22 protein-coding genes are annotated in these 21478 nt (G+C 55.4%); 16 read left to right on the top strand and 6 right to left on the bottom strand.

Annotated features, from left to right (window positions below):
• Positions 1 to 72 precede the first annotated feature (72 nt).
• The gene (locus V6L81_RS08535; RefSeq protein ID WP_016779702.1) at positions 73 to 255 is read left to right on the top strand and encodes a PA3496 family putative envelope integrity protein; all 183 of its coding nucleotides are present in this window, start codon (positions 73 to 75) and stop codon (positions 253 to 255) included.
• An 85-nt stretch (positions 256 to 340) separates the two neighbouring features.
• Here the strand turns inward: V6L81_RS08535 and V6L81_RS08530 are convergent, their stop codons facing one another.
• Positions 341 to 967, bottom strand: coding sequence for a response regulator transcription factor (locus V6L81_RS08530; RefSeq protein WP_095002959.1), 627 nt, complete (start codon positions 965 to 967; stop codon positions 341 to 343).
• 993 nt (positions 968 to 1960) lie between these two features.
• Here V6L81_RS08530 and V6L81_RS08525 point away from each other — a divergent pair.
• Complete coding sequence (locus tag V6L81_RS08525; protein ID WP_130871905.1) at positions 1961 to 2752, top strand: hypothetical protein; 792 nt, start codon at positions 1961 to 1963, stop codon at positions 2750 to 2752.
• Positions 2753 to 2809: 57 nt separating this feature from the next.
• Here the strand turns inward: V6L81_RS08525 and V6L81_RS08520 are convergent, their stop codons facing one another.
• On the bottom strand, positions 2810 to 4027 hold the full coding sequence (locus V6L81_RS08520) for an argininosuccinate synthase (RefSeq protein WP_016779698.1): 1218 nt from the start codon (positions 4025 to 4027) through the stop codon (positions 2810 to 2812).
• Positions 4028 to 4154: 127 nt separating this feature from the next.
• On the bottom strand, positions 4155 to 5060 hold the full coding sequence (locus tag V6L81_RS08515) for an OmpA family protein (RefSeq protein ID WP_095024200.1): 906 nt from the start codon (positions 5058 to 5060) through the stop codon (positions 4155 to 4157).
• A 155-nt stretch (positions 5061 to 5215) separates the two neighbouring features.
• On the opposite strand from V6L81_RS08515, the gene pyrC reads away from it, so the two are divergent.
• A complete protein-coding gene (gene pyrC, locus V6L81_RS08510; RefSeq protein ID WP_095001401.1) occupies positions 5216 to 6262 on the top strand; it encodes a dihydroorotase in 1047 nt (348 codons plus the stop codon).
• The gene (gene rnt / locus V6L81_RS08505; RefSeq protein WP_016779695.1) at positions 6259 to 6933 is read left to right on the top strand and encodes a ribonuclease T; all 675 of its coding nucleotides are present in this window, start codon (positions 6259 to 6261) and stop codon (positions 6931 to 6933) included. Before pyrC ends, rnt begins: the two co-directional genes overlap by 4 nt.
• A gap of 77 nt (positions 6934 to 7010) precedes the next feature.
• Here rnt and V6L81_RS08500 read toward each other — a convergent pair whose 3' ends face one another.
• On the bottom strand, positions 7011 to 7613 hold the full coding sequence (locus tag V6L81_RS08500; protein ID WP_095001402.1) for a peroxiredoxin: 603 nt from the start codon (positions 7611 to 7613) through the stop codon (positions 7011 to 7013).
• Between the two features lie 278 nt (positions 7614 to 7891).
• Here V6L81_RS08500 and V6L81_RS08495 point away from each other — a divergent pair, with 278 nt between their 5' ends.
• Both V6L81_RS08495 and bfr read left to right on the top strand, forming a co-directional pair.
• On the top strand, positions 7892 to 8110 hold the full coding sequence (locus V6L81_RS08495) for a bacterioferritin-associated ferredoxin (protein ID WP_016779693.1): 219 nt from the start codon (positions 7892 to 7894) through the stop codon (positions 8108 to 8110).
• Between the two features lie 198 nt (positions 8111 to 8308).
• A complete protein-coding gene (gene bfr, locus V6L81_RS08490) occupies positions 8309 to 8779 on the top strand; it encodes a bacterioferritin (RefSeq protein ID WP_016779692.1) in 471 nt (156 codons plus the stop codon).
• Between the two features lie 91 nt (positions 8780 to 8870).
• Here the strand turns inward: bfr and grxD are convergent, their stop codons facing one another.
• Positions 8871 to 9212 carry a Grx4 family monothiol glutaredoxin gene (gene grxD / locus V6L81_RS08485; RefSeq protein ID WP_016779691.1) on the bottom strand — a complete coding sequence of 114 codons (342 nt, stop codon included), beginning with the start codon at positions 9210 to 9212 and terminating at the stop codon, positions 8871 to 8873.
• Positions 9213 to 9723: 511 nt separating this feature from the next.
• Between grxD and argF the strand changes: the two genes are divergently transcribed.
• Together argF and V6L81_RS08475 are read left to right on the top strand one after the other, a co-directional pair.
• Positions 9724 to 10644 (top strand): ornithine carbamoyltransferase, encoded by a 921-nt coding sequence (gene argF / locus V6L81_RS08480; RefSeq protein ID WP_095001403.1) that lies wholly within the window; start codon positions 9724 to 9726, stop codon positions 10642 to 10644.
• Complete coding sequence (locus V6L81_RS08475) at positions 10641 to 11750, top strand: ABC transporter ATP-binding protein (RefSeq protein ID WP_095001404.1); 1110 nt, start codon at positions 10641 to 10643, stop codon at positions 11748 to 11750. The genes argF and V6L81_RS08475 overlap by 4 nt, the downstream gene beginning before the upstream one ends.
• A 16-nt stretch (positions 11751 to 11766) precedes the next feature.
• Here V6L81_RS08475 and ybaK read toward each other — a convergent pair whose 3' ends face one another.
• Positions 11767 to 12237 carry a Cys-tRNA(Pro) deacylase gene (ybaK, locus tag V6L81_RS08470; RefSeq protein ID WP_095001405.1) on the bottom strand — a complete coding sequence of 157 codons (471 nt, stop codon included), beginning with the start codon at positions 12235 to 12237 and terminating at the stop codon, positions 11767 to 11769.
• Between the two features lie 370 nt (positions 12238 to 12607).
• Between ybaK and V6L81_RS08465 the strand changes: the two genes are divergently transcribed.
• From V6L81_RS08465 to V6L81_RS08430, 8 genes are all read left to right on the top strand, one after another.
• Positions 12608 to 13459, top strand: a complete 852-nt coding sequence (locus tag V6L81_RS08465) for an MIP/aquaporin family protein (protein ID WP_095001406.1) — start codon at positions 12608 to 12610, stop codon at positions 13457 to 13459.
• An 89-nt stretch (positions 13460 to 13548) separates the two neighbouring features.
• Complete coding sequence (gene glpK / locus V6L81_RS08460; RefSeq protein WP_095001407.1) at positions 13549 to 15054, top strand: glycerol kinase GlpK; 1506 nt, start codon at positions 13549 to 13551, stop codon at positions 15052 to 15054.
• Positions 15055 to 15178: 124 nt separating this feature from the next.
• On the top strand, positions 15179 to 15934 hold the full coding sequence (locus tag V6L81_RS08455) for a DeoR family transcriptional regulator (RefSeq protein WP_019823558.1): 756 nt from the start codon (positions 15179 to 15181) through the stop codon (positions 15932 to 15934).
• A gap of 286 nt (positions 15935 to 16220) precedes the next feature.
• Positions 16221 to 17759, top strand: a complete 1539-nt coding sequence (glpD, locus tag V6L81_RS08450; protein ID WP_095001408.1) for a glycerol-3-phosphate dehydrogenase — start codon at positions 16221 to 16223, stop codon at positions 17757 to 17759.
• A 329-nt stretch (positions 17760 to 18088) separates the two neighbouring features.
• Entirely contained in the window at positions 18089 to 19018 is a 930-nt protein-coding gene (locus V6L81_RS08445) for a glutamate/aspartate ABC transporter substrate-binding protein (RefSeq protein ID WP_095001409.1), read from the top strand.
• 202 nt (positions 19019 to 19220) lie between these two features.
• On the top strand, positions 19221 to 19967 hold the full coding sequence (locus V6L81_RS08440) for an amino acid ABC transporter permease (protein ID WP_016779683.1): 747 nt from the start codon (positions 19221 to 19223) through the stop codon (positions 19965 to 19967).
• A complete protein-coding gene (locus tag V6L81_RS08435) occupies positions 19967 to 20641 on the top strand; it encodes an amino acid ABC transporter permease (protein ID WP_019823564.1) in 675 nt (224 codons plus the stop codon). Before V6L81_RS08440 ends, V6L81_RS08435 begins: the two co-directional genes overlap by 1 nt.
• Positions 20638 to 21372 carry an amino acid ABC transporter ATP-binding protein gene (locus V6L81_RS08430; RefSeq protein ID WP_016779681.1) on the top strand — a complete coding sequence of 245 codons (735 nt, stop codon included), beginning with the start codon at positions 20638 to 20640 and terminating at the stop codon, positions 21370 to 21372. The genes V6L81_RS08435 and V6L81_RS08430 overlap by 4 nt, the downstream gene beginning before the upstream one ends.
• The last annotated feature ends 106 nt before the right edge of the window (positions 21373 to 21478 follow it).

Raw genomic sequence — 21478 nt, 5'->3', positions numbered from 1 at the left:
AATCTTTTTTACCCAACGAGCGATTATCGCTATAAGGGGCGCCATTAGCTGTCTTAGCCTGGAGTGAATTGAATGAGCACTGGCAAAGAAGAACTGGAAGTAGAGGAAGATTTCGCAGTCGTCGATTCGGACGAAGTCGTAGAGCCTGTTGTCGAGGTCGCTAAAACCAATCTGGCCAAACGCCGCACCATTGACGCACTGCTGGAAGAAAAACGGCTCAGAAAAGAGCTGGAAGATTATGGATACGACCTGTAATCCCGGAGATACGGCATCAAAAGCCTCCTGTTGTGGAGGCTTTTGCTCAGGGGGCTTGGGGTATTACATCTTCAAGCCCCTCTCTTCACACCAGGCCATTGCGCTGTGCCAGCTCAATCAAATCTACAAGTGAACGGGCATTAAGCTTCAATAAAAGGCGCGTTTTGTAGGTGCTCACCGTTTTATTGCTCAAAAACATGCCATCCGCAATTTCCTTGTTACTCTTTCCACGTGCCAACTGCTGCAACACCATCATTTCTCGCCCAGAAAGGCGATTGACCATATCTGCCTCACTGGCATTCCCCAAGCTTGAACGTACTGAGTGCAAGGCTTGATTCGGGAAATAACTGTAGCCAGACAGTACGGCCTTGATTGCACTCAACAGTTCAGTCAAGTCCTGCTGCTTGCATACATAACCGGCTGCACCGGCTTGCATGCAACGCATGGAAAAGTGACCCGGGGCTTGTGAAGTCAACACCAGCACCTTGATAGGCACTGCCGGTGTGGACAACCGCGCTATAACTTCAAGCCCGTCAAGCCTAGGTATTCCAATATCCAGAATTACGATATCAGGCGCATATTCACGCGTAAGCTGCAAAGCATCCACACCATTATCCGTCTCTGCAATAACCTCGTAGCCATGTCGTTCCATGAGCATACGCACAGCAAGACGAATTACAGGATGATCATCCACGATCAGCACTTTATTCATGGGCCATTCCAATTTATCGCTGTTCGAATTTTCAGAACCAGCACCATAGCCTAGTCGCAACAAACTGGGCATAGCACCCCCTCAAGCATCAACAACCAAAGACATTTCCTACAAATATTGGAGATCAACCCTACAGATATCGCCCATTGAAACGCCCCCCACACACTTTCGTCACAAGCTGCCAGACATGGGAAGACCGAAACTCAAGAAAGCGCCGAGAATTAAAATAAAAACCCAACATAGAACTGCAACACTTTCACACAGATAACGAAATCGTACCCACTTAAGACACATTCAAAAAACCAGATATAAAACACATTCAAAAATCTGACCAAACAGCCTGACAACCCAACTACATACCCCACCCCCATGGCCTGCCGCCCAAATAAAATGCCCCACCCCCATTAAAAACCACAAAAAACACAGTGACAAATCTCAATGTTCATTCAAATTAAATCTACTATTTTTCCAAGGGAAAATATTACAATTTCATGCTTACAGAATCGGACTACAAATCATTAGGAAAACACCTAAAGCATTAAATCACGCTAAAATAACGGCAAGACGTTCGCCCAGGCAAACCCAACCAAGATAAAAATAAATATTCGATAGATACGTTCATCCACCTACAACTCCCTCTCAGACTTATCATTCAAATCAGTCACTGACTAAAAACCTTACACCCTTTACAAAAAACACTTAACGCCCTTTAACAAGGTCCGATCTGATAACGACAGCCCCCCTACAAAAACAAACCTCTTATTCAAGAAATCGATAAATTCCGCCAGCCGGGCGCGACACAATCTCATGCAATTGATTTGCGCCTTAAAAAAAAACACGACTAATTTTAAAAAACGCTAGCAACTCCCTGAAGAAAGCGCTGAACCAATCACCCGACTTACATTGACCCTGCACAGATACTCCAAGCTGGCCATACACCGCCAAGAAGCGCCTTCTTCCTTATCATTCCGACTTTTACCAAAAGGCACTTTCATGATAAAAAACACCATAAAAATCAACCATCCACTTACCGTTATCGCTGTTTTTTCAATGCTGACGGAAGCGTCCGCTGCAGTCTCTCTCCCTTATATCGACAGTGAGCATCAAAAAATATACGTATGGTTCCTGATTGTGTTCCCATCACTTCTGATCACGTTGTTTTTCCTGACCTTAAACTTCAATAACAAAACACTTTATACCCCCGCTGACTTATCCAAAGCCGAGAATACTCCGGAAGGGTTCTCTCAGCCGACTGGCCCTTGCCTGAAGCAAGGCAATTCATTTGCAAGCACAAGTACATCCGCACAACTATTTATACCCGCCTGCCCTTCAGGCTCCCCGTACAGCTTATACAGACCCCATAACATCTTCCTTCAAGGCCAAAGAGTCCACCACGTAGACCCTCCCCCGTTTCCACCCCCCGAAAGAGCGCACGCAACATTCTTTGCCAAGAGTCATGCATGGAGAGAGGGCTCAGAGTTAAAAACACTTTATCTTATGGACCTGAACTACCTGCACTTGCTCTCCCCTCATAAAGGCACTGCCGAAGAGGTATTACATATCTATTACAAAGCAACCCGCAAATATAAAAACACGCCCCCCAGACATGCTGTACTGCTACTGCTTACCAACCAGCACTCCAGTATTCCTCAGGAAACTATTCGACGGGCCATCGACAACTTCAAACATACGTCATCCATCAACCATACAACCATTATCAGCTACAACACCGACGCACACAGATTCACCCTGCTTAACTCACCCCGCCCCCAAACAAATACCTGAATTGCAGGCAAAAAAAAGCCCCAGCCAATTGGCTGGGGCTTTACCAGGCGAGCTGTATTAGAACAACTTGCGCCCTTTATTTGCAGCAATACGCATGCGCAATGCATTCAACTTGATGAAGCCGGCAGCATCGGCCTGATTGTAAGCACCGCCATCCTCTTCAAAGGTTGCGATGTTGGCATCAAACAACGACTCGTCAGACTTGCGACCGGTAACAATCACGTTGCCTTTGTACAGCTTGAGGCGAACAACACCGTTAACGTGAACCTGCGAAGCATCAATCATCTGTTGCAGCATGATGCGCTCAGGGCTCCACCAGTAGCCGGTGTAGATCAGGCTGGCGTACTTTGGCATCAACTCGTCTTTCAAGTGAGCGACTTCACGATCCAGAGTAATCGACTCAATGGCGCGGTGAGCACGCAACATGATGGTGCCGCCCGGGGTTTCATAGCAACCACGGGACTTCATGCCAACATAACGGTTTTCGACGATATCCAGACGGCCGATACCGTGTTCGCCACCAATGCGGTTCAACGTTGCCAGAACAGTCGCAGGTGTCATCTCAACACCGTCCAGCGCAACGATGTCGCCATTACGGTAGGTCAGTTCTAGGTACTGCGGCTTGTCAGGAGCGTTCTCCGGAGAGACGGTCCACTTCCACATGTCTTCTTCGTGCTCAGTCCAGGTATCTTCGAGCACACCACCTTCGTAGGAGATATGCAGCAAGTTGGCATCCATCGAGTACGGGGATTTTTTCTTGCCGTGACGCTCGATCGGGATTGCATGCTTTTCAGCGTAATCCATCAGCTTTTCACGGGAGAGCAAGTCCCACTCACGCCAAGGAGCAATAACCTTCACCCCTGGCTTCAAGGCATAGGCACCCAGTTCAAAGCGAACCTGGTCATTACCTTTACCCGTTGCACCGTGGGAAATGGCATCGGCGCCCGTTTCATTGGCGATTTCAATCAGGCGTTTGGCAATCAGCGGACGAGCAATGGAAGTACCCAGCAGGTACTCGCCTTCGTAAACGGTGTTGGCGCGGAACATCGGGAAAACGAAGTCACGAACAAACTCTTCGCGCAGGTCATCAATGTAGATTTCCTTGACGCCCATGGCTTGCGCCTTGGCACGTGCAGGTTCGACCTCTTCACCCTGACCCAGGTCAGCGGTAAAGGTTACGACTTCACAGTTATAAGTATCCTGCAGCCACTTCAGGATCACCGAAGTGTCCAGGCCGCCCGAATAAGCCAGAACGACCTTGTTTACGTCCGCCATGCCATCACTCCACGGGTTGTTCGAAAAGCCGAACAGTCTACCGCCCACAGCCATGAATTTACAGAGGCGCGACAGCTTAAGACGACAAAGCGACAGTTTATATCAAAGACGCGACGAGACCGTTGCTTCAGGAAATAGCCGCTGGATTGCTGGGACCTACAGATGGCGCAGCTTTTTCAGGCACAGGGAGCCGTTCCAGGCGGACGCTTACCCGGCGATTTTTCGCCCGGTTTACCCGACTGGTATTCGCCGCCAAGGGGTATTGCTCACCATGGAATCGCACCGTGATCTGCGACTCCTGCAGGCCGTTCTGCTTGAAATACTCCATTACCGCCAATGCCCGGCGCCGCGACAGCTCACGATTGGTCAAGCGATTGCCCTGATTATCGGAATAACCGTCGAGGATGACGTGATTGACTGTAGGGTCTGCCTTCAAGTATTCGACCATGACTTGCAAGTTGACCCGGGCCACCGCGTCCAGTTCGGTCCCCCCGCCAGGGAAACCGATCTGGCTTTGTCTGACCTGCTCAAAGTTTTTCGGTAAAAGCTTTGCGGTACAGGCCTCGTAGTCGCCGTAAGCCTGGCGAAACCTGACAGGGAGCAGGCGTACTTCCGAGACATTGCCCTCACGAGAATAATGCCTTATCAAGGGGCTGCGCCCCTCAATCAAGCCTCGAAACAAGTTGGCGGCCTGCGCCTGGGAACTGTTGAAAAGCACCTGCCCACGGCCAATACGCACCGAGCCCAGGTCAATATCACCACGGCCCGGTTGCCAGGGCGCAGCGGCGGCCAACAGCTTGGCAGAGCCCTCGCCCAACATTGAGTTGTAAGCATTAAGACGAAATACAGCCTGTTCTCCTGCACGCCTTACAAAAGCACCCGAACCAAAATCGGTAATCGGCTGAATCAGACGGCATTCGAATTTGTCACCTTCCACTTTCCACTCGATATTCTCCAGCCGCGTCTGAAAAGTCAGAGCCATGGCTGGCAGGCTGGCAAACATACTGAGCAGGATGAAATAACGCTGGCGCACGGGAGGCTCCACAGGCTTGTACGGCAAAAAAACAGGCCACAGATTTACGGCATGCTCATCAGATATCGGTCAGCAATCACAAAACTTGATAGCGAGTGCCTGCCAGAGTCTTTTCCGGTAGCATTCACCTCAGTTCGACCCGCCTGGAATCCCCAATGTCTGACCGCCTGACCCTGCTGCGTCCCGACGACTGGCATATACATCTTCGCGATGGTGCTGTGTTGCCTCACACTGTCGCGGATGTAGCGCGCACTTTTGGCCGCGCCATCATCATGCCCAACCTGGTACCCCCGGTGCGCAATGCCGCCGAGGCCGACGCCTATCGCCAGCGCATCCTGGCTGCACGCCCCGCTGGCAGCCGCTTCGAGCCGCTGATGGTGCTGTACCTCACCGATCGTACCCAGCCAGAAGACATTCGCACGGCCAAGGCCAGCGGATTCGTCCATGCAGCCAAGCTGTATCCGGCCGGGGCAACGACCAACTCCGACTCCGGTGTAACCAGTATCGACGCGATCTTCCCGGTTCTGGAAGTCATGGCCGAAGTCGGCATGCCTTTGCTGATCCACGGTGAAGTCACCCGAGCCGGCGTAGACGTCTTTGACCGCGAAAAGATCTTCATCGACGAGCATATGCGCCGCGTCGTAGATCGTTTCCCGACGCTGAAAGTCGTGTTTGAGCACATCACCACCGCCGACGCGGTGCAGTTCGTCAACGAGGCTTCGGCCAACGTCGGCGCAACCATTACCGCTCATCACCTGCTGTACAACCGCAATCACATGCTGGTTGGCGGCATTCGCCCGCACTTTTATTGCCTGCCGATCCTCAAGCGCAACACCCATCAGGAAGCCCTGCTGGATGCGGCCACCAGCGGCAGCGAGAAGTTTTTCCTGGGCACTGACTCGGCACCTCACGCCCAGCACGCCAAGGAAGCGGCGTGCGGTTGCGCCGGGTGTTATACCGCCTATGCGGCCATCGAGATGTACGCCGAAGCGTTCGAACAGCGCAATGCGCTCGACAAGCTGGAAGCCTTTGCCAGCCTTAACGGCCCGCGCTTCTACGGCTTGCCCGCCAGCAACGAACAGATCACCCTGGTTCGCCAGGAGTGGACCGCCCCAACCAGCCTGCCTTTCGGCGAGCTGACCGTAATTCCGCTGCGCGCCGGTGAAACACTGCGCTGGCGCCTGCTGGAGGAACAGCTGTGAGTGACGACCATTATGATGACGAACACGAAGGCGGCCATGGCGGCGGTCCACGCCACCCGATGGCAGAGCGCTTTCGCGGTTATCTGCCGGTCGTAATCGATGTTGAAACCGGCGGTTTCAACAGTGCTACTGATGCATTGCTGGAAATTGCTGCCGTAACGATCGGCATGGACGAAAGAGGCTTTGTGTTCCCCGAACACACCTATTTCCACCGTGTCGAGCCGTTTGAAGGCGCCAATATCGAAGCCGCTGCACTGGAATTCACCGGTATCAAGCTCGATCACCCACTGCGCATGGCCGTCAGTGAAGAGACAGCCCTGACCGATATCTTCCGCGGTGTGCGCAAGGCCCTGAAGGCCAATGGCTGCAAACGCGCCATTCTGGTGGGGCATAACAGCAGCTTCGACCTGGGCTTCCTCAACGCCGCTGTCGCGCGCCTGGACATGAAGCGCAACCCTTTCCACCCGTTCTCGAGCTTTGACACCGCGACCCTTGCTGGCCTGGCCTATGGCCAGACCGTCCTGGCAAAAGCCTGCCAGGCCGCCGACATCGACTTTGATGGGCGTGAAGCACACTCGGCCCGTTACGACACCGAGAAAACCGCCGAGTTGTTCTGTGGCATCGTAAACAGCTGGAAACAAATGGGCGGCTGGAAAGACTTCAACGACTGATCCTGTCGTAAAGGCTTACAGCGCACCATAAAAAAACCGGACACTGGGTCCGGTTTTTTTATGCCTGAAACTGACGATTACAGCTGGTCAGCATTTTCAGTCAGGTAAGCCGCAACACCTGCAGTCGAAGCGGTCATGCCCTTGTCGCCTTTTTTCCAGTTGGCCGGGCAAACTTCGCCGTGCTCTTCGTGGAATTGCAGGGCGTCAACCAGACGCAGCAGCTCGTCCATGTTGCGGCCCAGTGGCAGGTCGTTGACGATCTGCGAGCGCACAACGCCTTTGTCGTCGATCAGGAACGCGCCGCGCAGAGCCACGCCGCCTTCGGTTTCAACGTCGTAGGCCTTGCAGATGGCGTGATTGATGTCGGCAGCCATGGTGTATTTCACCTGGCCGATGCCGCCATTGTTCACTGGCGTGTTGCGCCATGCGTTGTGGGTGAAATGGGAGTCAATGGACACCGCAACCACTTCAACATTGCGCGCCTGGAACTCAGGAATACGGTGATCCAGTGCGATCAGCTCGGACGGGCATACGAAAGTGAAGTCCAGTGGGTAGAAGAACACCAGGCCATATTTGCCTTTGATGGCGGAGGACAGCGTGAAGCTGTCAACGATTTCGCCAGTGCCAAGTACGGCGGCGACGGTGAAGTCAGGGGCTTGTTTGCCTACGAGTACGCTCATTGGATATCTCCTGGTGTGCAGCGTGAAAAACAGAACCTGATTGGGCAGCCGTTGAAAACGACGCCAGGCAATCAGCTCCCGGGTAAAAAGACCGGTCATCATACACCGCTCGTCGGAACTGGCAGGCACCCTTTTTCACCCGCCCGAAAGCGCTCAAAAGAACCGTTCGTCAGCACAGTGCCTGAGACCCTCAATTGAGACTCAAGGTACTTTGACAATCATTCTCGTTAACATTAAGATCCTTGGCATTGAATCCCAACCAGCGATGGTTCTTATTTATGTACGTTTGCCTTTGCACTGGCGTCACCGATGGAAAAATCCGCGACGCAATCTACGACGGTTGCTGCAGTTACCGTGAAGTGCGTGAAGCGACAGGTGTTGCCAGCCAATGTGGCAAATGTGCCTGTCTGGCCAAGCAAGTGGTTCGCGAAACCCTTTCCTCGCTGCAAGCCAGCCAGGCTGTCATGAGTTTCCCGGCAGAATTTTCAGTCGCCTGATTAACCAATTCCAAAGAACCGGACATAGCGTCCGGTTTTTTTATGCCCAGAATTCAAGTGCTTAGGCCCAAGACGCGGAACACAAACATTCTTATTCCGATTAATTTTCATTTATTATTCAAATACTTAGGTTTGACAGTCTGCAAGGTGCGGATCAAACTCTGCCCTATATACAGTTAATTAAGGCAGGCCCCAGCCATGAAAGGCGACATTTCGGTTATTCAGCACCTCAACAAAATTCTCGGCAACGAACTGGTCGCAATCAACCAATACTTCCTGCATGCACGCATGTATCAGGATTGGGGCCTGGAGAAGTTGGGCGCGCATGAGTACCACGAGTCCATCGACGAGATGAAACACGCGGACAAACTGATTAAACGCATCCTGTTCCTGGAAGGCCTGCCAAACGTACAGGACTTGGGCAAGCTGCATATCGGCGAGCACACCAAGGAAATGCTGGAGTGTGACCTGCGCATCGAGAAGACTGGCCACGCCGACCTCAAGGCCGCCATTGCCCATTGTGAAGTAGTTGGTGACTTTGGCAGCCGGGAAATGCTCGAAGATATTCTTGAGTCGGAAGAAGAACATATCGACTGGCTGGAAACTCAGTTGGGCCTGATCGACAAAGTGGGTATTGAGAATTACCTGCAATCGCAAATGGGTGAGTAACTAACACCCATTAAAAAGCCCCGCCTTGTTTATCACAGAGGCGGGGCTTTTTTATGCGTGCGACAAAACAACTGTCACGACGCGACTGATATCACGCTTCAGTCTTGTTTGCTGCGGCTTTCTCGACAGCTTCTTTGATCAAAGCCTGCAAAGAACCATCAGCGGCCATTTCAGCCATGATGTCGCTACCGCCAACCAGCTCGCCACCTACCCACAATTGCGGGAAAGTTGGCCAGTTGGCGTACTTTGGCAGATTGGCACGAATTTCAGGATTCTGGAGGATGTCCACGTAAGCGAACTTCTCGCCACACCCCATGACTGCCTGAGCAGCTTTAGCCGAAAAGCCGCACTGCGGGGCATTCGGGGAGCCTTTCATGTAGAGCAGAATGGTGTTGTTGGCAATCTGGTCTTTAATAGTTTCGATGATATCCATGGAGCACCTCGGCTGAACTTTCCGACGCAGATGTCGGCACGGTGGCGCATTGTAACGGAAAGCCGAGCGCGACGCTCGGTCTCCCCGACAGACAATAGTATGCCCCTGCTCCCTCCACAAAGCTTGTTGTCCCTGCCGAGAAACGATGGCTGCGAGCAGTTAAACCCCGCCTCATGACAGGAATGCTGACAACGCCATCGCAGCCGTCGCTCCTCGCCAGCGATGACAAATACGACGACCTCGCCCCCCCTCGCAATTGCCAAGCTACGCCACGGCAGTGTACAAATGGGCAGCTGAGGTGAGGCAAACCGCCTGATGTGGCTCATGCAGCGCAAGACCCGCTCAAACCTCTATACATATGACCCTTATTGGCAAGACGCGACATTTCCTTATAAGATCGCGCCTTCCCCTATTTCGTCGCCCCGTGCGGCTTTCGCCGCAGGTCTCGCCCGTTTTTCCGAAAACCCCGGCCTTGAGCATCTGCGATCGTTGCAAAAAAAGGTAGTTAATGATGAGCGCAAGGCACTTTCTCTCCCTGATGGATTGCACTCCCGAAGAGCTAGTCAGCGTGATTCGCCGCGGCATCGAGCTTAAGGACCTGCGCCAGCGCAGCGTTCTGTTCGAACCCTTGAAAGGTCGCGTACTGGGCATGATTTTCGAAAAATCATCGACCCGCACCCGCCTGTCATTTGAAGCTGGCATGATCCAGCTCGGTGGCCAGGCCATTTTTCTGTCACCACGAGATACCCAACTGGGTCGTGGCGAACCGATAGGCGACTGCGCCATCGTCATGTCACGCATGCTTGACGCCGTCATGATCCGCACCTTCGCCCACAGCACCCTGACCGAGTTTGCGGCCAATTCCCGCGTACCGGTTATCAATGGCCTGTCGGACGACCTGCACCCATGCCAGCTGCTGGCTGACATGCAGACCTTCCTTGAGCATCGCGGATCGATCAAGGGCAAGACCGTGGCCTGGATTGGTGACGGCAACAACATGTGCAACAGCTATATAGAAGCGGCTATCCAGTTTGACTTCCACCTGCGTGTTGCCTGCCCGCAAGGCTATGAGCCCAACCCCGAGTTCGTGGCGCTGGCAGGCGAACGCGTTACCATCGTTCGCGACCCGCGTGATGCCGTGATTGGCGCCCACCTGGTGAGCACCGACGTATGGACATCAATGGGTCAGGAAGACGAAACGGCCAAGCGCCTCGAACTGTTTGCCCCGTATCAGGTCAACCGTGCCCTGCTCGACCTGGCGGCCGATGACGTACTGTTCATGCACTGCCTGCCAGCTCATCGCGGCGAAGAGATCAGCGTCGACCTGCTGGACGACCCTCGCTCCGTGGCCTGGGATCAGGCCGAAAACCGCCTGCATGCGCAAAAAGCGCTGCTCGAATTCCTTGTCCAACCGGCGTACCAATCCGCATGAGTCAGCCGCTATTGCTAAACCTTCGTGATCTGGCCTGTGGGTATCAGGGCCAGAGCGTGGTGCAAAACCTCAACCTGCATCTCAATGCCGGTGATATCGGCTGCTTGCTGGGCTCTTCGGGGTGCGGCAAAACCACGACATTGCGTGCTATTGCCGGGTTCGAACCGGTACACCAGGGTGAAATCAGGCTGGCAGGCGAAGTGATCTCCAGCGCCGGCTTCACCTTGGCACCCGAGAAACGTCGTATTGGTATGGTGTTTCAGGACTACGCCCTGTTCCCGCACCTGAGCGTGGCCGACAACATTGCCTTCGGCATTCGCAAGCACCCGAACAAAGACCGTGTGACCGAAGAGCTGCTTGAGCTGGTCAACCTTAAAAACCTGGGCAAACGCTTTGCGCACGAGTTATCAGGTGGTCAGCAGCAACGCGTTGCCCTGGCCCGCGCCCTGGCACCCGAGCCGCAACTGCTGTTGCTGGATGAGCCATTCTCCAACCTGGATGGCGAGCTGCGCCGCAAGCTCAGCCACGAAGTGCGCGATATCCTGAAAGCCCGTGGTACAAGTGCGATTTTGGTGACACACGATCAGGAAGAAGCCTTCGCTGTCAGCGATCATGTTGGCGTGTTCAAGGAAGGCCGCCTTGAACAGTGGGACACCCCTTACAACCTCTACCACGAACCTCAGACGCCCTTTGTGGCGAGCTTTATCGGTCAGGGCTACTTTATTCGCGGCCAGTTGCTGACACCTGAATCGGTACAAACCGAGCTGGGTGTCTTGCGTGGCAACCGTGCGTATACCTGGCCAACGGGCGGTGCAGTGGATGTATTGCTGCGCCCGGACGATATCGTCTACGCACCGGACAGCGATTTGAAGGCGCGGATCATCGGCAAGACATTTCTCGGCGCATCGACCCTTTATCGCCTGCAACTGCCGACAGGCAGCCAGCTGGAGTCGATCTTCCCGAGTCATGCCGACCACTTGCCTGGCGCTGAAGTGGGCATTCGCGTTGCCGCCGAACACCTGGTGATGTTTCAAACCAGCGGCAGCATAGCGGCGCAAATCCCGCAATCCGAATCAGGTGTAAGGCGTTTCAGCACAGCGCACTAAAAACCTGTGGCAGCGCTTACGCCCTGCCTACTTCTGCGAACTTCGCTTGCGTGTGCTCTGCCAGCACCGCAGGCGCCAGTTCCACCTCCAGGCCGCGTCGTCCGGCGCTGACAAAAATAGTCGAAAAACCCTCGGCACTTTTATCAATAAAAGTACGCAGGCGCTTCTTTTGCCCCAACGGGCTGATCCCGCCAAGCAGATAACCTGTGGAGCGCTGAGCCGCCGCCGGGTCCGCCATTTCGACTTTTTTCACCCCCGCTGCCTGAGCCAGCGCTTTCAAATCAAGACTTCCGACGACCGGTACGACGGCAACCAGCAACTCGCCCTTTTCACTGCTGGCCAACAGCGTCTTGAACACTTGCGCAGGCTCCAGGCCAAGCTTTTCTGCGGCCTCCAGGCCGTAGGATGCCGCCTTGGGGTCGTGTTCATAGCTGTGTACCCGATGTTCGGCGCGAACTTTTTTCAGCAGGTCCAGTGCAGGCGTCATGACAGCTCCAGTTTTGCAGAGGAGAAAGAAATACGATGGCCGATTTTAGGCTATTACCCCGTAAAAAGGCGCTGAAACCGAGGTTACAGACCCTGCATGTAGCTAAAAAGTTACCTTTACCCCTCTCAATTCGTAGTCTTTGTTTACATAAAAACCAATACCAAAGCACTCATCTGAAGTCAGAATGTGAATACCCGTTCACTTTCGACCTTTGACAGCAGTGTTTCTTGTCTATATTTTTTCGAATCTGAATATACTCACACGACTCAGCCTGACAGCGTAAAACACAAATACGCAGTTCCCGGTCCAGGCTCAGGCGCACTGCCACCCTGATTGACGACGTCAAAAAAAAACAATAACGAGGTTTTACATGTCGACTGCATCGCAGCACCCCACACTTTCAGGCCAGTGCCTGGCCGAGTTTCTCGGCACCGCACTTTTGATATTCTTCGGTACCGGCTGTGTTGCGGCTCTCAAGGTCGCGGGCGCAAGTTTTGGCCTATGGGAAATCAGCATCATCTGGGGCATTGGCGTCAGCATGGCGATTTATCTGACGGCGGGCGTTTCCGGCGCACACCTGAACCCGGCGGTCAGCATTGCGCTGTGCCTGTTCACCGATTTTGAAAAACGTAAACTGCCTTTCTATATCCTCGCCCAGATCGCAGGGGCCTTTTGCGCAGCGGCGTTGGTTTACACGCTCTACAGCAACCTGTTCTTCGATTACGAACAAGCCCACCAGATGGTACGTGGCAGCCAGGCCAGCCTGGAATTGGCCTCGGTATTCTCGACCTACCCGCACCCTTCGCTGACAACGCTGCAGGCCTTCCTCGTCGAGCTTGTGATAACCGCTATCCTTATGGGCGTAATCATGGCCCTGACCGACGACAAAAACGGCTTGCCCCGTGGCCCATTGGCCCCCCTGCTGATCGGCTTGCTGATCGCCGTCATTGGCAGCTCGATGGGCCCATTGACCGGTTTTGCGATGAACCCTGCGCGTGATTTCGGGCCCAAGCTGATGACTTTCTTCGCTGGTTGGGGGGACGTCTCGTTCACCGGCGGGCGCGATATCCCGTATTTCCTGATTCCCATTTTTGCACCCATCGTAGGTGCCTGTCTGGGTGCTGCCATTTATCGCGGGATGATTGCCCGGCACTTGCCTGACATTGCCCCGGCAGATGCGGTTACCCAAGCCGCTGCGCCTGCAAAGACCCAGGCATCCTGATACCGACTGATGAAACGGGGCGCACGAGACCTACTGCCCGTTACCTGTCTCGCGCCCGCAACCTCCCTCATTCTGCAAGGCACTAACAAATGACCGACACTCAGAATAAGAACTACATCATTGCGCTGGACCAAGGCACCACCAGTTCGCGAGCGATCATCTTCGATCGTGACGCCAACGTGGTGTGCACAGCACAACGTGAGTTCCAACAGCATTACCCGCAACCGGGCTGGGTCGAACACGACCCGATGGAGATTTTTGCCACCCAGAGCGCCGTGATGGTTGAGGCCCTGGCCCAGGCCGGCCTGCATCATGACCAGGTTGCCGCCATCGGCATTACCAACCAGCGCGAAACCACGGTGGTCTGGGACAAAGAAAGCGGCCGCCCGATCTACAACGCCATCGTCTGGCAATGCCGTCGCAGCACCGAGATCTGCGAGCAGCTCAAACGCGACGGTCACGAGCAATACATCAGCGACACCACCGGCCTGGTGACCGACCCGTACTTCTCCGGCACCAAACTGAAGTGGATCCTCGACAACGTCGAAGGCAGCCGCGAACGGGCGCGCAAAGGCGAACTGCTGTTTGGCACCATCGACAGCTGGCTGATCTGGAAATTTACCGGCGGCAAAACCCACGTTACCGATTACACCAACGCCTCGCGCACCATGCTCTTTAACATCCACACTCTGGAGTGGGATGCCAAGATGCTGGAGGTGCTGGATATCCCGCGCGAAATGTTGCCTGAAGTGAAGTCGTCTTCAGAAATCTACGGCCGCACCAAAAGCGGTATCGCCATCGGCGGCATTGCCGGCGACCAACAGGCCGCGCTGTTTGGCCAGATGTGCGTCGAGCCCGGCCAGGCCAAGAACACCTACGGCACCGGCTGCTTCCTGCTGATGAACACCGGCGCCAACGCCGTGAAGTCGACCCACGGCATGCTGACCACCATCGCCTGCGGCCCCCGCGGCGAAGTGGCCTACGCCCTGGAAGGCGCCGTGTTCAACGGTGGTTCCACCGTGCAATGGCTGCGTGACGAACTGAAGATCATCAACGACGCCCACGACACCGAATACTTCGCCAATAAAGTCAAAGACAGCAATGGCGTGTATCTGGTGCCTGCCTTCACCGGCCTCGGTGCCCCCTACTGGGACCCGTATGCCCGTGGCGCACTGTTCGGCCTTACTCGCGGTGTACGCGTAGACCACATCATTCGTGCTGCGCTGGAGTCGATTGCCTACCAGACACGGGACGTACTGGACGCTATGCAACAGGACTCCGGCGAACGCCTCAAAGCCCTGCGTGTAGACGGTGGTGCCGTAGCCAACAACTTCCTGATGCAGTTTCAGGCAGACATCCTCGGCACCCAGGTTGAACGCCCGCAAATGCGTGAAACCACGGCCTTGGGCGCTGCCTACCTGGCGGGTCTGGCTTGCGGCTTCTGGGGCAGCCTGGATGAACTGCGCGGCAAGGCGGTGATCGAGCGCGAGTTCGAACCTGCACTGGACGAAAGCTGCAAAGAGAAGCTCTATGCCGGCTGGAAAAAAGCCGTAAGCCGTACCCGCGACTGGGAACCTCACGAAGAAAGCAACTAAGTACGGGCAATTACATCTGCGGGCGCCTATGGCGCCCGCAGTTGCTTGAGGCACCTGCGAGTAGCAGACGACGCTTTCCTGCGGCATCATGGGTGAATTTGCTTCGCCGCCCAAAGGAAACTCCATGAATCTGCCTCCACGCCAACAGCAGATCCTCGAACTCGTACGCGAGCGCGGTTATGTCAGCATCGAGGAAATGGCTCAGTTGTTCGTCGTCACGCCGCAGACCATTCGCCGTGACATCAACCAGTTGGCAGAAGCCGACCTGTTGCGCCGCTACCACGGTGGCGCCGCCTATGACTCCAGTGTAGAGAACACCGCCTACGCCATGCGGGCCGACCAGATGCGCGATGAAAAGCGCCGCATTGGCGAAGCCATTGCCGCCCAGATTCCCGATCACGCCTCGATTTTCATCAATATCGGCACCACCACCGAGTCGATTGCCCGGGCGCTGCTCAACCACAATCACCTGAAAATCATCACCAACAACCTGCATGTTGCGTCGATCCTGAGCGCAAAAGACGACTTCGAAGTACTGATCGCCGGCGGCAATGTGCGCCGCGATGGTGGCATCGTCGGTCAGGCCAGCGTCGACTTTATCAACCAGTTCAAGTTCGACTTCGCCTTGGTTGGTATCAGCGGTATCGATTCTGACGGCAGCTTGCTGGACTTTGACTATCAGGAAGTACGCGTATCCCAGGCGATTATCGCCAATGCCCGACAAACTATCCTGGCAGCGGACTCCAGCAAGTTCGGCCGCAATGCAATGGTCCGCTTGGGCCCGATCACCTTGATCGATTGCCTGGTCACCGACCAGCCGCCCGTGCCGGAGCTGGCGCAACTGCTGGCCCAGAACAAAATTCGTCTGGAAGTGGTGTAACCGCACTCAGATAGTGATGCGGGTTCAGATGCTGTGGGGCGGGCTTGCTCGCGATGGCATCACCGCAACCTGACAGGTGAGCCGCAGCGCCTGCATTGCGAGCAATGCCTGCTCCCGCAGAATCATTGCCCTACACTAAAATGTTCGAAATTCTTCCTTTCGACGCCCTTCGATGAGTTTTTTCAATCGAAGGGTGCTGGCTGCGCGCGCCTTTATCCGCTAATATTTTCGCAAATGAACATTAATGTTCGAATTCAAATATGCGTAAAGAACGCGAGGCCAACCCATGCCCCTGACCACTTTGCCTGCCACTCCCCTCGCTGAGGTTTACGACGTCGCCGTTATTGGTGGTGGAATCAATGGTGTCGGGATTGCGGCAGATGCAGCCGGGCGCGGCCTCTCGGTGTTCCTTTGCGAAAAGGACGATCTGGCCAGCCACACGTCCTCTGCCAGCAGCAAGCTGATCCACGGTGGCCTGCGCTACCTCGAACATTACGAGTTCCGCCTGGTGCGCGAAGCGCTGGCCGAACGCGAAGTGCTGCTGGCCAAAGCCCCGCATATCGTTAAACCGATGCGTTTCGTATTGCCGCACCGACCGCACCTGCGCCCGGCGTGGATGATCCGTGCCGGCCTGTTCCTGTATGACCATTTGGGCAAGCGTGAAAAGCTGGCTGGTTCAACCAGCCTCAAGTTCGGTGCCAACAGCCCCCTTAAAGCAGAAATCACCAAAGGTTTTGAATACTCCGATTGCTGGGTCGATGACGCGCGCCTGGTAGTGCTCAACGCCATGGCCGCGCGGGAAAAAGGCGCCCATGTTCACACCCAGACCCGTTGCGTCGGCGCGCGCCGTAACAAGGGTTTGTGGGAGTTGAACCTGGAACGTGCAGATGGCAGCCTGTTTTCGATCCGCAGCAAGGCCCTGGTCAATGCCGCCGGCCCCTGGGTCGCCAAATTCATCAAGGACGACCTCAAGCTGGACTCGCCTTACGGCATCCGCCTGATCCAGGGTAGCCACCTGATTGTGCCCAAGCTGTATGACGCGCCAAATGCCTTCATCCTGCAGAACGAAGACCAGCGGATTGTGTTCACCATTCCGTACATGGACCAGTTCACCATCATCGGCACCACTGACCGCGAATACACCGGCGATCCGGCCAAGGTCAGCATTACCGAAGAAGAAACCGACTACCTGCTTAATGTGGTCAACGCCCACTTCAAGCAGCAAGTGAGCCGCAGCGACATTCTGCGCACCTACTCCGGCGTGCGCCCGCTGTGCAATGACGAGTCCGACAACCCTTCGGCCGTGACCCGCGACTACACCCTGGCATTGTCTGGCGCAGCGGGCGAAGCCCCGCTTCTATCGGTATTTGGCGGCAAACTGACCACCTATCGCAAGCTGGCCGAATCGGCCATGGCACAGCTGACACCCTACTTCACCCAGATCAAGCCGAGCTGGACCGCCAGCGCGACATTACCCGGCGGCGAAGGCATGACCACGCCAAAAGCCCTGAGCGAGGCCCTGGTCAGCAAATACAGCTGGCTGGATGCCGCAATTGCCAAGCGCTGGGCAATCACCTATGGCAACCGCTCCTGGAGCTTGCTCGAAGGTGCACAAGGCCTGAGCGACATGGGCGAGCATATCGGCAGCGGCCTTTACAGCCGTGAGGTTGATTACCTGTGCAACCAGGAATGGGCACTGGAGGCACAGGACATCCTGTGGCGCCGCACCAAGCTTGGGTTGTTCACCACGGCCGAGGAACAGGCCCACCTGAGCCAGTACATGACCACCCTTGGCCTGAAACACCGCAAGGTTCAGGCCGCTTAATTCGCGTTTAGATGGCCCGTGGGAGCGAGTCCGCTTGCACGGGCCTTCGCTCCTCCCCCCCCGCACTGCCTGCCTTTCATTCGGTTTTCCGAACGCACTCCCCCCCAATGATTCGGCTTTCCGGGCATCTGCATGCCACCGAAGTCCCGACATAAAACTTTAATTCGTTATAAATCAGCAGGTTAGACTTTAATGCCAGGGCTGGCACGACTCATGCTCTACACTCTATGCCGAATGCTTAAACAGAGCGTTTAGCCTGTTGAGACGTTCTGAGTAAAAAAGGGCCTGCAAACGGGCTCAATAAAAAAAACAATGTCGAGGAAACATCGATGCGCATCGTTCCGCAACTTTTGGGCGCAGCAATTGCTGCAGCTCTGATTAGCACTCCAGTTTTTGCAGCCGAATTGACCGGCACACTGAAGAAAATCAAAGAATCCGGCACCATCACCCTTGGGCATCGTGACTCCTCCATTCCGTTCTCCTACATCGCGGACGCTTCCGGCAAACCGGTTGGCTACTCCCATGATGTGCAACTGGCTATCGTTGAAGGGCTGAAAAAACAGCTCGACATGCCGGACCTGAAGGTCAAGTACAACCTCGTTACCTCCCAGACCCGTATCCCGCTGGTGCAGAACGGCACCGTTGACGTTGAGTGTGGTTCCACCACCAACAACGTTGAACGCCAACAGCAGGTCGACTTCTCGGTCGGCATCTTCGAAATCGGTACGCGCCTGCTGTCCAAAAAGGACTCACCTTACAAGGACTTCGCTGACCTGAAAGGCAAAAACGTCGTGACCACTGCTGGTACCACCTCCGAGCGCATCCTCAAGGCGATGAACGCCGACAAGCAGATGGGCATGAACGTGATCTCGGCAAAAGACCACGGCGAAGCCTTCAACATGCTGGAGTCGGGCCGTGCTGTTGCTTTCATGATGGACGACGCCCTGCTGGCCGGTGAAATGGCCAAAGCCAAGAAGCCTACAGACTGGGCCGTGACCGGCACTCCACAGTCCTACGAAATCTACGGCTGCATGCTGCGTAAAGGCGATCCGGAATTCAAAAAGGCCGTGGATGACGCCATCGTTGCCTACTACAAGTCGGGCAAGATCAACGACACCTACAAAACCTGGTTCGAGTCGCCGATTCCACCAAAAGGCCTGAACCTGATGTTCCCGATGAGCGATGAGCTCAAAGCGTTGATTGCCACCCCTACCGACAAGGCAGCAGACGACAAACCGGCTGAAGAAAAGAAATCCTGATTTCAGCCGGCTGAACCCCCCGGGCGCAAGCCATTGCGCCCGGGGGTGTCGACCACCTTTGGACTAAGCTTCTTATTGCATTAGAGAGCACTCGACCCGCCGGTTATCGAGCGGGCTAAGTGTGCCCGGCGACCCTGCCGGGTGAGAACGGATTCCCTGAAGCAAGTGCTTGTTTATAGACCCATCTGAGGGGAGACCCTGCATGAATTACAATTGGGACTGGAGCGTGTTCTTCAAGTCCACCGGCGTAGGCAGCGAGACATATCTCGACTGGTTTATTTCCGGCTTGGGCTGGACCATCGCTATCGCTGTTGTCGCCTGGATTGTCGCGCTGATCCTGGGTTCGCTGCTGGGCGTGATGCGCACCCTGCCGAACCGCTTTATCGCGGGCATTGCCACGGTATACGTAGAAATCTTCCGTAATGTTCCGCTGCTGGTGCAGCTGTTTATCTGGTACTTCCTGGTGCCCGATCTGCTGCCACCCAACCTGCAGGAATGGTACAAGCAGGACCTCAACCCGACCACTTCGGCTTATCTGAGCGTTGTCGTGTGTCTGGGCCTGTTTACCGCCGCACGTGTTTGCGAACAGGTACGTACCGGTATCGAAGCCCTGCCACGGGGCCAGGAAGCAGCGGCCCGCGCCATGGGTTTCAGCATGGCGCAGATCTACTGGAACGTGCTGCTGCCACAGGCCTACCGAATCATCATTCCACCGCTCACCTCCGAATTCCTCAACGTGTTCAAGAACTCGTCCGTGGCCTCGCTGATCGGTTTGATGGAACTGCTGGCACAAACCAAACAGACGGCCGAGTTTTCCGCCAACCTGTTTGAAGCCTTCACCCTGGCCACGTTGATCTACTTCACCCTGAACATGAGCCTGATGCTGTTGATGCGCCTGATCGAGAAAAAAGTAGCCGTACCCGGTCTCATGTCTCTGGGGGGCAAATAATGGACTTCTTCGATTTCAGCGGGATTGTCCCCGCCCTGCCGGGCCTGTGGAACGGCATGATCATGACCCTCAAGCTGATGGTCATGGGCGTTGTCGGTGGTGTGGCCCTGGGCACCGTGCTGGCCCTGATGCGTTTATCGTCAAGCAAGTGGATGGCCAACCTGGCCGGCGCTTACGTGAACTATTTCCGCTCCATCCCGCTACTGCTGGTGATTACCTGGTTCTACCTGGCGGTGCCGTTCGTGCTGCGCTGGATCACCGGCAAGGACACCCCGATCGGGGCGTTCGAGTCGTGCCTGGTAGCCTTCGTCATGTTCGAAGCAGCCTACTTCTGCGAAATCGTGCGAGCAGGCGTGCAGGCCATCCCCAAGGGGCAAATGGGTGCAGCCAAGGCCCTGGGCATGAGCTACGGCCAGGCCATGCGCCTGATCATCCTGCCCCAGGCCTTTCGTAAAATGACCCCGCTGCTGCTGCAACAGAGCATTATCCTGTTCCAGGACACCTCTCTGGTCTACACGGTTGGCCTGGTGGATTTCCTCAATGCCTCGCGTTCCAGTGGCGACATCATCGGCCGCTCCAATGAGTTCCTGATCTTCGCCGGTCTGGTGTATTTCATCATCAGCTTTTCCGCCTCGCTGCTGGTCAAGCGTCTGCAAAAAAGGTTTGCCGTATGATCTCGATCAAGAACATCAACAAGTGGTACGGGGACTTCCAGGTACTGACCGATTGCAGTACTGAAGTCAAAAAAGGCGAAGTGGTCGTTGTCTGTGGCCCGTCGGGCTCGGGCAAGTCGACCCTGATCAAGTGCGTCAACGCCCTTGAACCGTTCCAGAAAGGCGACATCGTGGTTGACGGCACCTCCATTGCCGACCCGAAGACCAACCTGCCGAAGCTGCGTTCGCGGGTTGGCATGGTGTTCCAGCACTTCGAACTGTTCCCGCACATGACCATCACCGAAAACCTGACCATTGCCCAGGTCAAGGTATTGGGCCGCAGCAAGGCTGAAGCCACCAAAAAAGGCCTTGAGCTTCTGGAACGCGTAGGCCTGTCGGCCCATGCCCACAAGCACCCCGGCCAGCTTTCCGGCGGGCAACAACAACGTGTGGCGATTGCCCGCGCCCTGGCCATGGACCCGATCGTCATGCTGTTTGATGAACCGACCTCGGCCCTTGACCCGGAAATGGTCAACGAAGTGCTCGACGTCATGGTGCAGTTGGCCAACGAAGGCATGACCATGATGTGCGTGACCCACGAAATGGGTTTTGCCCGCAAGGTCGCCAATCGGGTGATCTTTATGGATCAGGGCAAAATCGTCGAAGACTGTGAGAAAGAAGAGTTTTTCGGTGATGTATCGGCCCGCTCCGAGCGTGCCCAGCACTTCCTCGCCAAGATCCTGCAGCACTAAACACCCGTTCAGCTCCCACCGGCTTGGGTGGGAGCGGGCTTGCTCGCGATGGCAGCGATCCTGGTTAACTGATGAACCGCGCCGCTCCCATCGCGAGCAATCCCGC

Source organism: Pseudomonas bubulae, from assembly GCF_037023725.1.
GTDB lineage: Bacteria > Pseudomonadota > Gammaproteobacteria > Pseudomonadales > Pseudomonadaceae > Aquipseudomonas > Aquipseudomonas bubulae.
The sequence above is the reverse complement of the archived record's forward strand: the minus strand, read 5'-3'. Positions and strand labels throughout refer to the sequence as shown.

What these genes read in the sequence shown, in the direction of transcription:
- V6L81_RS08535 (WP_016779702.1), top strand. Translation starts at nt 73, where the DNA reads ATGAGCACTGGCAAAGAAGAACTGGAAGTAGAGGAAGATTTCGCAGTC.
- V6L81_RS08530 (WP_095002959.1), bottom strand. Translation starts at nt 967, where the DNA reads ATGAATAAAGTGCTGATCGTGGATGATCATCCTGTAATTCGTCTTGCT.
- V6L81_RS08525 (WP_130871905.1), top strand. Translation starts at nt 1,961, where the DNA reads ATGATAAAAAACACCATAAAAATCAACCATCCACTTACCGTTATCGCT.
- V6L81_RS08520 (WP_016779698.1), bottom strand. Translation starts at nt 4,027, where the DNA reads ATGGCGGACGTAAACAAGGTCGTTCTGGCTTATTCGGGCGGCCTGGAC.
- pyrC (WP_095001401.1), top strand. Translation starts at nt 5,216, where the DNA reads ATGTCTGACCGCCTGACCCTGCTGCGTCCCGACGACTGGCATATACAT.
- V6L81_RS08500 (WP_095001402.1), bottom strand. Translation starts at nt 7,613, where the DNA reads ATGAGCGTACTCGTAGGCAAACAAGCCCCTGACTTCACCGTCGCCGCC.
- V6L81_RS08495 (WP_016779693.1), top strand. Translation starts at nt 7,892, where the DNA reads ATGTACGTTTGCCTTTGCACTGGCGTCACCGATGGAAAAATCCGCGAC.
- bfr (WP_016779692.1), top strand. Translation starts at nt 8,309, where the DNA reads ATGAAAGGCGACATTTCGGTTATTCAGCACCTCAACAAAATTCTCGGC.
- grxD (WP_016779691.1), bottom strand. Translation starts at nt 9,212, where the DNA reads ATGGATATCATCGAAACTATTAAAGACCAGATTGCCAACAACACCATT.
- argF (WP_095001403.1), top strand. Translation starts at nt 9,724, where the DNA reads ATGAGCGCAAGGCACTTTCTCTCCCTGATGGATTGCACTCCCGAAGAG.
- V6L81_RS08475 (WP_095001404.1), top strand. Translation starts at nt 10,641, where the DNA reads ATGAGTCAGCCGCTATTGCTAAACCTTCGTGATCTGGCCTGTGGGTAT.
- ybaK (WP_095001405.1), bottom strand. Translation starts at nt 12,237, where the DNA reads ATGACGCCTGCACTGGACCTGCTGAAAAAAGTTCGCGCCGAACATCGG.
- V6L81_RS08465 (WP_095001406.1), top strand. Translation starts at nt 12,608, where the DNA reads ATGTCGACTGCATCGCAGCACCCCACACTTTCAGGCCAGTGCCTGGCC.
- glpK (WP_095001407.1), top strand. Translation starts at nt 13,549, where the DNA reads ATGACCGACACTCAGAATAAGAACTACATCATTGCGCTGGACCAAGGC.
- V6L81_RS08455 (WP_019823558.1), top strand. Translation starts at nt 15,179, where the DNA reads ATGAATCTGCCTCCACGCCAACAGCAGATCCTCGAACTCGTACGCGAG.
- glpD (WP_095001408.1), top strand. Translation starts at nt 16,221, where the DNA reads ATGCCCCTGACCACTTTGCCTGCCACTCCCCTCGCTGAGGTTTACGAC.
- V6L81_RS08445 (WP_095001409.1), top strand. Translation starts at nt 18,089, where the DNA reads ATGCGCATCGTTCCGCAACTTTTGGGCGCAGCAATTGCTGCAGCTCTG.
- V6L81_RS08440 (WP_016779683.1), top strand. Translation starts at nt 19,221, where the DNA reads ATGAATTACAATTGGGACTGGAGCGTGTTCTTCAAGTCCACCGGCGTA.
- V6L81_RS08435 (WP_019823564.1), top strand. Translation starts at nt 19,967, where the DNA reads ATGGACTTCTTCGATTTCAGCGGGATTGTCCCCGCCCTGCCGGGCCTG.
- V6L81_RS08430 (WP_016779681.1), top strand. Translation starts at nt 20,638, where the DNA reads ATGATCTCGATCAAGAACATCAACAAGTGGTACGGGGACTTCCAGGTA.